This is a genomic window from Bifidobacterium sp. LH_230 (genome assembly GCF_056357555.1).
In genome coordinates, this window is record NZ_JBKEWJ010000014.1 from 74,947 (window position 1) to 85,648 (window position 10,702).

Sequence of the window (10,702 nt, forward strand, 5' to 3'; positions counted from 1 at the left end):
ACGCGATCTGGATTCTGCCTCATGGTTTGCGAATCGGCGCTGCCTGTGTGTCTATGGAGCCTGAAATCGCGTCCTGCCACGTTGCCGTGAGCCTCACCGCTTCATCCGGGTCCGCGGTCTAGACTGGTGTCATGAGTGATAACAACGCAACGCCGCAGACCCCGTTCGGCAATGATCCGCAGTCCGGCGACGCCCAGTCCCAATCCCCGTTCTCCTCGCCCCAACAGTCGGGCGCGCCATCAGGCTACGATCAGTCGGCCTATCAGCAGACGCCTTCGACGCCGCAATCGCAGCCAGCGCAGCCATCCGTAGTATCCAACCCGTTCCAGTCGCAGCCGGACGCGTCCGGTTACGCGCAGCAACCGTATGCGTCCGCCGGCCAGGCGTACGCGCAGACGCCGCAACCGGCCGACGCGGGTCAGTCGTACTCGCAACAGCCTCAGCCCAACCCGTACGAGCAGGATCACCCGAACGCGCAGACCGCCCAGAGCGGTCCTGAATCCGGAGCTCCCAACCAGTACGCGCAGACCGGGTATGGACCCGCGGGCGCGCCGCCGTCCGGTCAGCCGTACCCGCCGCAGGGGTACGCCTACCCGTATCCGATGCCGGCGAATCAGCGGTGGAACACGTTGTGCATCGTCGGATTCGTTCTGGCGTTCGTGTTCGCGCCGGTCGGCGTGGTGCTGTCGATCATCGCGATGATCCAGATCAACAAAAGCGGTGAGAAAAGCAAGGGCATGGCGCTTGCGGGCATTATCGTCGGCGCGGTCAATACGGTGTTGATGGTGGTGGCGATCGTGGCGATCGTGGCGTTCATGGGTGCGGCTATGGATGCGGTCGAGCACGGGTATTCGTTTGACTACGGTGACGGCGGGTCGTATTCCACGGATTGTGTGGTCAAGATCAATGGCGAGTGCGTGAGTTACAACGATTTGCGCAAGTACGGCATCGATCCGGACGATCTGGATGATTTGCGTGATCTGTCGCGGCTCGGGTTGGATTTCGGCTCGGGCAGCGGTCAGACGACCAGTTGGGATGGTGATGCTGTTGCTGTGCGGTGATGATGCTTGCAGTGCTTGACGGTACCGGATCGGTGAGCGTGCACTGACGTGTCGCGTGCGCTGACGATTCGTCGGGATGATGTTGCCGGCTTGCGGAGGATTCTGCGAGCCGGCATTGTCGTATTCTGTGGCTGATTTGGGGGATTTGGGCGGTTGAAGGCGATTTCTCGGTGAGTGTGGATCGTATTTTGGCTGATGCGATGGGTGGCGAGTGGTTTGCGGGTGGATTTTGACGGGGCGGGGGATGCTGTATGGTGTGCGACACGCCGATAGGGGATGAATTTTGGTGGTTCGGGCATGAATTTCGAGGTCAAATCGGTGTCAAACGGGGTTTGTGTGCGACTGTCGGATCGATTGGTTGTTGATGCTTGAAAAGCCAATGATTGCAACGGTTTTAAGAGATTTTTGGCGCTGATTTCAGCGTGCGACACGCCGAGACTTGCACTCCTGCTGGATATCTGTAATATATCTACTCGTTGCTTCGAACAACGAACAACACGGCCCCGTAGCTCAGTTGGTTAGAGCGCCGCCCTGTCACGGCGGAGGTCACCGGTTCAAGTCCGGCCGGGGTCGCTTGAATAGCTAGGAAACCCGGTTCGCCGGGTTTTTTCAACTGTTCACTGGCTCTGTAGCTCAGTTGGTAGAGCGAACGACTGAAAATCGTTAGGTCAGCGGATCGATGCCGCTCGGAGCCACCACCAAAACCCCGCAAGCCTTGAAATTCTTGGCTTGCGGGGTTTCTTCGTTCTTGGCGCAACCCATCATAAACCATGCAACCCATCATAAACCCATCACATTTAATTGCAAAAGCATTTTAGGACACGTGCGACTACCCCGGTGATAAACTTGCTTTGGACAATGCGAGGTCTTCGCCTGCGGGTGGAGGTTCTCCGGCCCCGTCTTCGGACGGGGCTTTTTTGTTGCGTCGGCTGCGGTTTGTGATGATGTGGTGAATTTCGACGCTTTGAGAGTCGCCATATTGGCTTGATTCCAATGGTTTTCGTTGTTTTGGCGTGTGGTTTTCCCTGTGGAAAAAAGTCCGGGGGAAAACTGGCCCTTTGCCCGTGGTGGCCGTGGCGGGGCCGGGTGGGGGCTACTCCCCACCCCCGAACCAGTTAGAGCATCGGATCGGCTGGGTTAGAGCCGTGGTGTCGTGTTGTGGTGCTTGACCGTGGGCGATGAGGTAGGCGACGCGCTCGCGTGCCCATACCAGACTGTGCGTGCCTTTGACGGCGTTGCACCATCGGTGCGCCGGCCCGCTGTTGTCGTGTGTCAGTGTGCCGCCTCGCGCCAAGGGTATCGTCTCGTCGATCACGAAGCTGTACGGGTTGGGCGAGCGCAGCGTGTAGTCGATGGGGCGGAAGCAGATGTAGCACGCGGCTTGCATGTGCCGCCATCGCTGCTGCTCCAAGCGTCGGCGGTGGCCGTTGCGTTTGCGGGGGTTGCCGCTCACGGTTCCTCCTTTGGATATGGGAAGGCCGGCCGGGGTGATCCGGCCGGCCTGTCGTGTGTCATTCGTTGTCGTTGCGTGCGGTCAGCGCGTCGGCGATGACGGCGAGCGCGTCGGCCGTTCTGCATTTGGCTTCGAGGTCGATGAGCGCGGCTTCCTCGGCGAGCGCGTGGGTTGCTTTGGCGAATGAGAGTTTGGCTTGCATGGTGTCGTTGACGTGCATGGTGGTGGTTCCGTCCGGGTTGCGGGTTTCGGTGAAGGTGTTCGTGCTCATGGTGTGGGTTTCCTTTCGTGTCGGGTTAGTAGTAGTTGAGGTTGCACAGGACGCGCAATATGTTCTTGTTCATTAGGTAGGGGCCGTCTTTGGGCTGTCGGTCGACGCCGTGGACGGCGGGGGCCTTGGGGCGGGGGTGGATGATCGGGGCGAGCGCGGCGGCGTGGGCTTGCAGTTCCTCGAGCGTGTCGCCTCGCAGTATCTCGGCGGGTATGTCGTTCTGCTCGCTTACCTGTCTGACCCATTCGGCGTGCTGCTGTTCGGCGGCGTGTTGCGCTTCCTCGGCCTCGTATTCGGCGATCTTCGCTTCGAGCTGCGCGATACGGTCGCCGTCCGGCGTCGTTTCGTCGCCCGCGTTGGCGTTGTCGTCCATCACGCCCCCTTGCCGGTGGTCGCGGCGGCGATGTCCACGACGGCGAGCCGTTCGGGGTTGGTGCTGCCGAAGCCGAAGCGGAACGTGGTGCGGAACGTTACGGCGTCGTTCCTGAACTTGTCGTGGTCGCTCATCGCGGCGCGTACTTGGCTGACGGCCGCGTATACGACGTTGCTGTCGTTGATGAGTATCTTGTCGTCCGGCGCTTGGCCGTTGATGACCACGGGAACGCCGTAGATGACCGGGGTGGGGCTGTTCGCCACGTCCGGCGCGATGATCGGCCGTCCGTCCGCGTACTTGAGGTTGAGCAGCTTGGCCCATGTGGCGAAGTTCATCACCAAGTGCGTGGGGCGTGCTCCCTTCGCGGCCACGGCGGCGAGCGCGTCCACGAGGGGGCCGAGCGTGTTGGGGATCGTGTTGCCGGTGGTGATGGTGTATCCGGTGGTGATGCCGGGCGCGTTGAACAGTCCGGTCGGCCCCTTCCTGTTGCCTTCGCCGTCCGTGGTCGGGGTGTTTTGCAGGAGGATCGCGTCGGCCTTGTCCACGATCGCCTTGAGCATGGCGGCTCCCAGCATGGTCTGTATCTCGTCGGAGGTGCTGCCGTATATGGCGATCTCGTTGGATGCGGCGGACAGGATGCTGACCTTGTACGTGCGGATGTCGATGGATTGCATGAGCGCGGCGGTCTCGGGGATTTCCTCGCCCTCGGCGATGATCTCGGCCGCTGTCATCGGCATGATGATCGGGATGCTTACCACCGGTTCGTCGCCTTCGATGGTGCCGCAGTCGGTGGCGAGCTGGTAGACCAGCGCCGTGGGAACGATGTCGCGGGCGGGATAGAACATCTCGCTACGAACTACTTTGGTTCCGGCCTGTGCGCCGTTTGACGTGGCGATTGGCATGATGTGGTTTCCTTTCGTGGGTGTGCGCCGCGTCCGGAAAACCAGTGAAGGCAGTCGGGCGGGGCTGTTGTTGGTGCGCCGTCCGGCTGCCTTCTGCATCAAGCCACGGGGGCTTGTGCTGCATGTCATTCTACAGCATGTCCGTTTTCCCGTTCCAGTCGTTGCGCGTAGGTCTTCCACGAGCGTTTGCCGCGCCGGTGCTTGGCCGATTCGATGGTGAGCGATTGTATGCAGCGTATGAGCTGCGCCCGGCTCATGTGCGCGTACGGTTCCGGTTCCGCGTCGTCGTTGTCGGCTGTTGTCATCGTGTGCTTCCTTTCCGTGGTGCGGGCGTGTATCGTTGTGTGCGGGACGGGTGGTGTCGCGTCGTTGCCGTGTTCGCGGCGGCGGCGCATCCCAACGGCCGGGCGGTGTCCGTGGAAGGCGTCGCCCGGCCGCTTTTCTTTTCCCCGATCGTGGCCGCGTCCACGAGTCCGCGAAGCGATTCGTCGGCGAGCGCCACGTAGATTTGCGTGGTCTCGGTGCTCGCGTGGCCTAGCGCGGTGCTGACGGCGAGCATGTCGTGCGAGTGCAGGTAGGCGACGGTGGCGAACCGGTGGCGCAGCTTGTGCGGGCCGTATCCTTCCGGCAGCAGGCGTGATATGTGCTTGCCTATGTGCGATTCCTCGCAGTGGCCCTTCCAGCGTCCGGGGAACATCCAGCCGCCGCAGTGCGTGATCGTCTCGGCGAGGTCGTCGGGCAGGGGCACTATGCGCTGTTTGCCGCCCTTGCCGTGCACGACGAGCGAGTACGCGCCCTGCGTGCCGATCACGTCGTCTCGGTGCACTTGGGCGATCTCGGCGCGGCGCAACCCGCATTCGGCGGCTAGGAGGATCATGACGCGCTCGGCGCTCGTGGCCTTCTCCAACGCGGCGGTGATATACCGGTCGGGGCACGGCTTGGGGTGGGGTCGCGGCTTCCTGACGTTCGGCAGCGTCGCGGCCGGGTCGTGGTCGGTGAGTCCCGCCGCCTTCATCCAGCGGAAGAACGTGGCGAAGCAGTTGCGCAGCCCCTTGCGCGAGTCCTGCGAGCGCCCGTCCGCGAGCGCTTCCACGAGCTGTGTGGTCGTGACCAGTTCGGGCGGCGTGCCGGACGTGTCCGCGAAGTGGCGTAGCTGGTAGTAGCGGGTGAGCAGTGTCTTCTCGCTGCAACCGCCCGCGCGCTTGTACTCGATGAAGCCCGCGACGGGATCACGCCACGAGTCGGGTAGCTTGCTCATATCCATATTCATCGTTTCTTCTTTCTGACCGGTTTTTGCCGTCTACCCGTCTACCCCTTGGAATCATTGGGGTTTGACCGTCTACCGTGACCGTCTACCGTCTACCGGTTTCTCGTGTCCGGTAGACGCTGGTAGACGGTTTGGTAGACGGTCAAAACCCTTACGGCAGTAGGGGTAGACGGGTAGACGACGGTAGACGCCTGTTGTGGGAATGCGTGAATGTCACGCGGGGTACCAGACGGTGTGCTCGTCGTCGCCGTTGCTGCTGATCTCGCCCGTGGAATACAGGTGTTCGATGGCCGCGTCGGCGCTTTTGCGGTATCCGCCTGAACATGCGTTGACGAGCTGTTTGCGGGTCATGCCGCTGGGGTTGTCCTGAAGCAGCTTGAGTATCCTCGCCTTCGCCTTGCCGATGTTGCGCGTCTCGACCTGATCCATCGCGTCGTTCTTCGTGGCGATGCGTTCGGCCTCCCAGTTCACGGCGGACTGCCGTTTCTGTGACAGGCACACGGCGCGCGTCTCGTCCGACTTGTCCATGAGCGTGAGCGCGAGCCGCCAGTCTTCCGTATCCACTTCCGTGCGTCGCTCCATGATGGCGAGCAGCGCGGCTATACGCGCCACGATCTCGATGCGGTGCGCGTCCAACGGGTCGGCCTCGCCCCTGCATGACAGCAGTTGCATGGTATCCGCGTAGCCGCTCGCCTCGGCCGGGAACGTGATCTCGGTCAACGGGTACCCTTGCTCGCCGCCGCCCGGCATGGCCTCGCGAGAACCGAACTCGTACAACGCCTCACGCTGTCTCTTGTCCACGGACATGGGCAGGTCGTAGGGGTCGAACGGAAACGGGTCGCCCGGCCTGTCCGGCTTCTCGCGCAACGGCGGCGCGTCCGGGTCGGTGCTTGGCATGTACAGGAAACGGCCCGCAAGCCCGGTGTCGGCCTCATCGAACAGCACGCCCGAATTGGACGGTTGCACGCCGACCACGCCCGCCAGACGATACGCATACGGCGGTATCTTGATCTGGTACTGCTTGCCCTTCGTGTCGTCGCCAAGAGGCTCGTTGCTGAACCCCTCCAGCAGCGTCGGCAGCATAGTCGAACCCTGACGGTTCATCGACGCGCGAAGCGACACGATCTCGGGTATCAGCACAAGGCACTTGCTCGCCACGATATCGTCCTCGTACTCGCCCTTGACCGGCTTTCCGTCCGCGTCGAGCTTGGGAATCTTGGCCACGAACTTCGCCGGGATGCTCTCGCCCGTCTTCGGCTTGATCTCCACGAGTTCCGTCGTGTCCGGCGTCGGGATCAGATGCCGTGCATGACCCATGATCTTCCCCTTGCCGCTGCCACTGGGGCCGACAAGCGCCATATCGAGATTCAACGTCATGGGAAGATCGGCGTCGGTCAGACGAGCCACCACGTTCGGCGGCGTCAACGCGCACACGCGAACCAGCAGCATCCCCGCCAAGCCCCAAGGACTGACGCGAACCGCCCGCGCGTACCCATACGCATACCGCAGCCACTCCCGACAAGCAAAGAACCGTTCATAATCGCCCATAGCATCCAACCCCTAACGTCCAGTCAGCGCCTTCGCAAGCGCCATGTTGTATCCCGCCGTATACCCGTTCGCGTACGTCTGCCGCGTGCCCTGCGGCCACACGCCATGAAGGTATTCCAGCTCCCTCAATTCCGCCGCCCGGTTCAGATACCGGTAATACGCGGCCACATCCTCCATGTAACGGCGCTCGCCGGTGTAGTTCCGTGGGGGTAGACTGGACGACACGAGGGCTTCGGGTTTTACCAAGGTTCGGAACCTCTCTCTCACTGCCCGGCGTCGGCTCCCCATAGTTTCCGACACCGGGCGTTTCCATAAGCCACAGGCACAGTCCCGTGACGGCGAGCGCCGCGAGCGCCCGCCCGTAGTCCTCTGCTTGGTTGAAGCCGATAGCGGCGATCCAGCACACGATGAACCCCATGCGGGTAATCACGAGCGAGCATTTGTAAGCGAAAACGATTACCCGGCTCATAACCCTGCCCCCTTCGTGAGGAACGCCACGAGGTCGCCGACCTGCGACGGCGACAGGCTCACGGGGTGCGCCGTCAACTCTTCCGCGCCGATACGGAACACGTAGAAGCCGGCCGGGTAACGGTCAACGATCAACGGACGATCCGGGTCGTACTCGTTCTCAAAACGAATCGTGCCGCTCATGCCGTCGCCTCCTTGGAGTGCTGTACCTTCTCCCACGCCTCGACGTCTTCGAGACGCCATCGAAGCGCCTTGCCGATTCGGACGTTTGGCGGCAGTTTCTCGGGTGTGTAGCAGTTCATGTGATAGATGCCGCTAACCGATTTGCCGTATCGCTTGGCAAGATCGGCGGCGGTCAATAACGGGCTATTGTGCTGTTGCATGTGTTTACACCTTTCTGTATGTAATTGCAAAACCATACGAAGAATATAGCCGGCAGTGTAAGTAAATGCAATCACATACGCTTCTTTGGCGTGTCGTACACTTGAATGTCATGAGATGTATTGAGTTGCCGGAACCTTGGGAAGAGACGGAAGTGTTGCCTCCTGCGAAGCAGGATGCGTTAGAAGCTCTTGTGGGTTGCAGATTGACGTATGAAGACATGACAGACGATGATGTGAACCGTACGGATGAGGGCGGCGTCACTCCCAAGTCCAAACGGTCGTTTTGGGTCATGGGTCACAAATGGGTCAAACTGTGCAACCGCGACACCGGGGACGAGATGGTGGTTCGTCTCCAGTTCAAGGGGGATAGCTCACACGAGGTGTACGTGTCCGCCGTGATATCTCCGTTCAGTGAGGGGCGGGGAACCACCGGCTCACAGTTGCGAGCGCTGCCGGTAAGCGCCATATCGGCCGCATATACGGCGCGTGAGCTTGGCGGCACGGTGAGTTTGAACCGTGCGGTTGTTCTGGGTGATTCGATCAATGACGATCCGCTGAAGCCGCTGCCACAAGGCCGCGTGACCGATCAGAGGTTTTTAGCCCGTGTCGGGCAGCAATACGATGCCCTTGAAGAACGCTATGAAGGCGAAGAGGTGAGACGTATGGCTGAATTGAATGGCGTTGCACAATCTACCGTCTACAAGTGGCTTACGGCGGCGCGTAAGGCTCTGTTCCTAATGCCTGTCGCTTCCGGGCGAAAGAGGGGGTGAGATGGCAAGACCACGCCTACCATTGGGCACTCTAGGCAACATCTCCGTAAAGGAAACTCCCGAAGGATCGGGCAAATACCGGGCGCAAGCGCGCTACCGTCGAGCCAACGGAACGCTTGGACAGATCGAACGCACAAGCTCCAGCAAGATAAAAGCCCGACTCGAGGTGCAAAGAGCATTCGAGCGCATGGGAGACGCGAGCAGCGCCAAAATATCGCCGGAAATGCGCATGAGCCGCTTGGCAGACCTGTTCATCGAGGACAAAACGGCGAGACGATCCCCCGGAACCGTCCAGACGTACCAAGTGGCCGTAGACGCGCACGTAAAGCCTGGACTTGGCGAGCTGTCGATACGTGAGGCCGGCACCGCGCAATGCCTGAACGACTTCATAACCCGCATAGCCAAGAACAACGGTCACGGCGCAGCGAAGAACTGCCGTAGCGTACTGTCCGGGATGATGGCGCTCGCGGTTCGTAATGGTGTGTTAGATCGCAACCCGGTGCGCGAGGTTGAGCGGATCGAGAAGCCCGGCAAACCGGGAAGTCCGCCGATTCCTCCAGAGCGTCTAGAAGAGTTCGTCAACGCAGTCAAGAACGACGATCGCATGGTGAAGAGCGGATATGTCGATGTATTCCGCATGATGGCCGGCACTGGTATGCGTATCGGCGAGCAGCTTGGCATAACGTGGGACGTTATCGACTTCGACAAAAACGTGGTGCATGTCATACAGCAAGCCAAGTACCTCAAGGGAGGTGCCTTGTTGCAGCCGTTTACAAAAACGACGGCTTCGCGGCGGGTTATCACGGTGCCGGAATCGGTCATGGGCGTGCTGCGGGAACGTCGGGCGCTTGGATTGTCGAACGATCTTAACCTCGTGTTCGCCACTGATAAAGGCGGCGTGATCGATCCCAACACGGTCGAAAAGGCATTGAGAGAGCGGCGGGACTCATATGGCTTTCCGGGGGTTACAACGCACTCGCTGCGCAAGTGCGTGGCGACGATGCTGGACGATGCGGGCATGAGCGCGAGGCAGATAGCCGACTACTTGGGGCACAGCAAGCCAAGCATGACGCAGGACGTGTACATGCAGCGTAGTCGGAGCACGGTGGAGTCCGCGAGGCTGTTGCAGCAACGTCTTTCCGGTATCGTGTAGTGCCGACTGTTTGGCAACCCATCATAAACCCATCACATTTAATTGCAACATGCCGTAACGTGGTGCATAGCTTGGCAACTTGATTGTCCTGTTTTATGCCGTTTGTATAACTATTTGCAATTAACTACATCTGTTAATAAATACATCTGATAAATCGTTAGGTCAGCGGATCGATGCCGCTCGGAGCCACCACCAAAACCCCGCAGCTTCGGCTTGCGGGGTTTTCTGCATTCTGTGCCGACTCACCATAAACCCGGTGCCTCACCGCATACTCACCGTATTGGGGAATGAGGGTGGGGCAGGATGGAGTTATAGGGGTTATGGGCCAAATTGTGTGTCTGGTGGCTTGGCCGTATGGTGGTCATTCGATGTGGGCTTGGAAGCCGTTCCAGTCTATGACGGTGCTGGACGTTCAACGTCTCGTATTGGCCATGCGGACTGGCTTCTACGCGCGCTTGTGTGTGACATGGTAAAAAGGCCTGTGTCCTGCCTTATGCGGCTTTCCGCGCGCCGAGAAAGCGGTTTGGCGCCGGCGTCATGCTGGACTTTGTCACACATGGTGTTTGACGAGGATATTGTGTCTGGTGTGGCACGGTTTGTTGTCATACATCACAGTGATGGGTGATTTCGGGGATTGTATGACAACAAATCCGTCACACAATCCGTAAAAACTGGATCTCAAACAGAGCGTGACAATCAGACGGCACCAAGATCCCCGCAATATCAACAATCCTTGGTCAGCGTCCCAATGCGAGGCGTAGGTGGCCTGTCACACCTGCACGGAATCACACGTTTCTGCCACGGTGTGACGCGATATTCGGCCACACCTCATCATGTAATCGTGCGCAACGGCAAAGTGTGACAGATCCGAGGCCGCAACATCGCACAATGACCCTAATCCTATAATCCTCTGCGTCGTTCTACGCTCATCGACGTGCCTCACGTTTTTTGAGCGCGTAGGGTGTGGTGGTGCCTCATCGGGAATGAGCGCGAACGGTATCGGTCCTGTTTGGCTTGTCTTATGGAAGACAGGATCAGCATGGCGACGAAGCG

13 protein-coding genes and 2 tRNA genes are annotated in these 10,702 nt (G+C 60.1%); 5 read left to right on the top strand and 10 right to left on the bottom strand.

Features of this window, described 5'->3' with window-relative positions; genetic code table 11:
• Window positions 1-131 precede the first annotated feature (131 nt).
• From AC1A0G_RS07770 to AC1A0G_RS07780, 3 genes are all read left to right on the top strand, one after another.
• Window positions 132-1,061 (top strand): DUF4190 domain-containing protein, encoded by a 930-nt coding sequence (locus AC1A0G_RS07770; RefSeq protein ID WP_476528672.1) that lies wholly within the window; start codon window positions 132-134, stop codon window positions 1,059-1,061.
• A gap of 499 nt (window positions 1,062-1,560) precedes the next feature.
• Window positions 1,561-1,634 (top strand) — tRNA-Asp (locus AC1A0G_RS07775).
• A 49-nt stretch (window positions 1,635-1,683) separates the two neighbouring features.
• Window positions 1,684-1,759 (top strand) — tRNA-Phe (locus tag AC1A0G_RS07780).
• 395 nt (window positions 1,760-2,154) lie between these two features.
• On the opposite strand, the gene AC1A0G_RS07785 is transcribed toward AC1A0G_RS07780, so the two are convergent.
• The 10 genes from AC1A0G_RS07785 to AC1A0G_RS07830 form a co-directional block, all read right to left on the bottom strand.
• The gene (locus AC1A0G_RS07785; RefSeq protein WP_476528674.1) at window positions 2,155-2,514 is read right to left on the bottom strand and encodes a hypothetical protein; all 360 of its coding nucleotides are present in this window, start codon (window positions 2,512-2,514) and stop codon (window positions 2,155-2,157) included.
• Window positions 2,515-2,572: 58 nt separating this feature from the next.
• A complete protein-coding gene (locus AC1A0G_RS07790) occupies window positions 2,573-2,785 on the bottom strand; it encodes a hypothetical protein (protein WP_476528676.1) in 213 nt (70 codons plus the stop codon).
• A 25-nt stretch (window positions 2,786-2,810) separates the two neighbouring features.
• Window positions 2,811-3,158 carry a hypothetical protein gene (locus tag AC1A0G_RS07795; RefSeq protein ID WP_476528677.1) on the bottom strand — a complete coding sequence of 116 codons (348 nt, stop codon included), beginning with the start codon at window positions 3,156-3,158 and terminating at the stop codon, window positions 2,811-2,813.
• Complete coding sequence (locus AC1A0G_RS07800; RefSeq protein WP_476528679.1) at window positions 3,158-4,060, bottom strand: phage major capsid protein; 903 nt, start codon at window positions 4,058-4,060, stop codon at window positions 3,158-3,160. The genes AC1A0G_RS07795 and AC1A0G_RS07800 overlap by 1 nt, the downstream gene beginning before the upstream one ends.
• A 125-nt stretch (window positions 4,061-4,185) precedes the next feature.
• Entirely contained in the window at window positions 4,186-4,365 is a 180-nt protein-coding gene (locus tag AC1A0G_RS07805) for a hypothetical protein (RefSeq protein WP_476528681.1), read from the bottom strand.
• Window positions 4,362-5,318, bottom strand: coding sequence for a tyrosine-type recombinase/integrase (locus AC1A0G_RS07810; RefSeq protein ID WP_476528682.1), 957 nt, complete (start codon window positions 5,316-5,318; stop codon window positions 4,362-4,364). The genes AC1A0G_RS07805 and AC1A0G_RS07810 overlap by 4 nt, the downstream gene beginning before the upstream one ends.
• Window positions 5,319-5,540: 222 nt before the next feature.
• Window positions 5,541-6,776, bottom strand: a complete 1,236-nt coding sequence (locus AC1A0G_RS07815) for a YfjI family protein (RefSeq protein ID WP_476528684.1) — start codon at window positions 6,774-6,776, stop codon at window positions 5,541-5,543.
• A 111-nt stretch (window positions 6,777-6,887) separates the two neighbouring features.
• On the bottom strand, window positions 6,888-7,121 hold the full coding sequence (locus tag AC1A0G_RS07820) for a hypothetical protein (protein ID WP_476528686.1): 234 nt from the start codon (window positions 7,119-7,121) through the stop codon (window positions 6,888-6,890).
• A gap of 219 nt (window positions 7,122-7,340) precedes the next feature.
• Window positions 7,341-7,526: a hypothetical protein gene (locus AC1A0G_RS07825; protein WP_476528688.1), complete on the bottom strand. Its 186-nt coding sequence runs from the start codon at window positions 7,524-7,526 to the stop codon at window positions 7,341-7,343.
• Window positions 7,523-7,726 (bottom strand): helix-turn-helix transcriptional regulator, encoded by a 204-nt coding sequence (locus AC1A0G_RS07830; RefSeq protein ID WP_476528690.1) that lies wholly within the window; start codon window positions 7,724-7,726, stop codon window positions 7,523-7,525. Before AC1A0G_RS07830 ends, AC1A0G_RS07825 begins: the two co-directional genes overlap by 4 nt.
• 218 nt (window positions 7,727-7,944) lie before the next feature.
• On the opposite strand from AC1A0G_RS07830, the gene AC1A0G_RS07835 reads away from it, so the two are divergent.
• The gene (locus AC1A0G_RS07835; RefSeq protein ID WP_476528691.1) at window positions 7,945-8,496 is read left to right on the top strand and encodes a hypothetical protein; all 552 of its coding nucleotides are present in this window, start codon (window positions 7,945-7,947) and stop codon (window positions 8,494-8,496) included.
• Between the two features lies 1 nt (window position 8,497).
• Entirely contained in the window at window positions 8,498-9,649 is a 1,152-nt protein-coding gene (locus AC1A0G_RS07840; RefSeq protein ID WP_476528692.1) for a site-specific integrase, read from the top strand.
• Window positions 9,650-10,702: the final 1,053 nt, after the last annotated feature.

Coding starts and splice junctions, on each gene's coding strand:
- AC1A0G_RS07770 (WP_476528672.1), top strand. CDS start 132: ATGAGTGATAACAACGCAACGCCGCAGACCCCGTTCGGCAATGATCCG.
- AC1A0G_RS07790 (WP_476528676.1), bottom strand. CDS start 2,785: ATGAGCACGAACACCTTCACCGAAACCCGCAACCCGGACGGAACCACC.
- AC1A0G_RS07795 (WP_476528677.1), bottom strand. CDS start 3,158: ATGGACGACAACGCCAACGCGGGCGACGAAACGACGCCGGACGGCGAC.
- AC1A0G_RS07800 (WP_476528679.1), bottom strand. CDS start 4,060: ATGCCAATCGCCACGTCAAACGGCGCACAGGCCGGAACCAAAGTAGTT.
- AC1A0G_RS07805 (WP_476528681.1), bottom strand. CDS start 4,365: ATGACAACAGCCGACAACGACGACGCGGAACCGGAACCGTACGCGCAC.
- AC1A0G_RS07810 (WP_476528682.1), bottom strand. CDS start 5,318: ATGAGCAAGCTACCCGACTCGTGGCGTGATCCCGTCGCGGGCTTCATC.
- AC1A0G_RS07815 (WP_476528684.1), bottom strand. CDS start 6,776: ATGCTGCTGGTTCGCGTGTGCGCGTTGACGCCGCCGAACGTGGTGGCT.
- AC1A0G_RS07825 (WP_476528688.1), bottom strand. CDS start 7,526: ATGAGCGGCACGATTCGTTTTGAGAACGAGTACGACCCGGATCGTCCG.
- AC1A0G_RS07830 (WP_476528690.1), bottom strand. CDS start 7,726: ATGCAACAGCACAATAGCCCGTTATTGACCGCCGCCGATCTTGCCAAG.
- AC1A0G_RS07835 (WP_476528691.1), top strand. CDS start 7,945: ATGACAGACGATGATGTGAACCGTACGGATGAGGGCGGCGTCACTCCC.
- AC1A0G_RS07840 (WP_476528692.1), top strand. CDS start 8,498: ATGGCAAGACCACGCCTACCATTGGGCACTCTAGGCAACATCTCCGTA.